The following is an 871-nucleotide window of genomic DNA, read 5'->3' on the forward strand; positions in this document are numbered from 1 at the left end:
CCACCAGGTACGTACCGACCACGAGCAGCATGACGAACGACAAGAACAGGCCACCCACGACCCCCGACACCAGCCAGGCCTTCCGCGCGGTCCGCGAAGCCGCCGTCACCCGCCCCACCCCTTCGTCACATCACCCTGCCCGGCGCCGAAGGTGACGGTGCGCCAGGCCCTGGGGAGCATCCCCACCCGCAGCGCCGCCAATCGTTGCCCTCCGCTCACCACCGTGATACACAGAGTAGTCAACAAAGTCCCATCGAACACCGGATCGCACGCCAGTGTGTCCAGTCTGGCGGTTGCGGCCCGGATCACACCGGGGAATCGGCTGAGAAAGTCGCCGAGTCGACATACGACGGCGGCATCCTCCGCCAAGATAGACCTTGGCTCCTTGCGCCCCGTCGAGGACGCCAACTGATCTAGCGTGGTGGTGAGTTCTCATGTTCCTGGCGGCCGACAAGGGCGACATCAACACCATCATCGGTGGTATCGCCCCGGACTGGGGGCCTTTCGGCTCCCTGGGGAACGAAGCACGCGTCATGATCGAGGTGGTCATGGCAGTGGCGATCCTGCTCTGCCTGGCCATCGCGATCTGGGGCGCGGCGAAACAGCGCATCGGAGCCACGGCGCTCCGCGACACCTTCAGTGCGGAGCAGGGCAAGGGACTGATCATCGCCGGCCTGACCGGCGTGTTCATCATCGGCTCCCTCGGCACGCTCTTCACCATCGTCTACGGGATGGCGGTCTAGCGACCACGCGTCGGACTCCGCCCCATCCCCTGCGCACTGTCCCCGAGGGAGCCGATGATGAACACGCCGGTCAGGCCGGCGATGATCAGTCCCTTGCCCTGCTCCGCACTGAAGGTGTCGCGGAGCGC

Annotated in this window: 2 protein-coding genes; one reads left to right on the forward strand and one right to left on the reverse strand. The window is 66.0% G+C overall.

Annotated elements, in window-relative coordinates; all coding sequences use genetic code 11:
* Positions 1-434 precede the first annotated feature (434 nt).
* Positions 435-743 carry a DUF8827 family protein gene (locus tag PV350_RS46765; RefSeq protein ID WP_319140882.1) on the forward strand — a complete coding sequence of 103 codons (309 nt, stop codon included), beginning with the start codon at positions 435-437 and terminating at the stop codon, positions 741-743.
* Here PV350_RS46765 and PV350_RS46770 read toward each other — a convergent pair.
* A partial coding sequence (locus PV350_RS46770) for a DUF8827 family protein (protein WP_500339331.1) occupies positions 740-871 on the reverse strand: 132 nt, incomplete at its 5' end. The two genes, PV350_RS46765 and PV350_RS46770, sit on opposite strands and share 4 nt — an antisense overlap.

Origin of the sequence: Streptomyces sp. PA03-6a, assembly GCF_033792765.1 — a bacterium.
Taxonomy (GTDB): domain Bacteria; phylum Actinomycetota; class Actinomycetes; order Streptomycetales; family Streptomycetaceae; genus Actinacidiphila.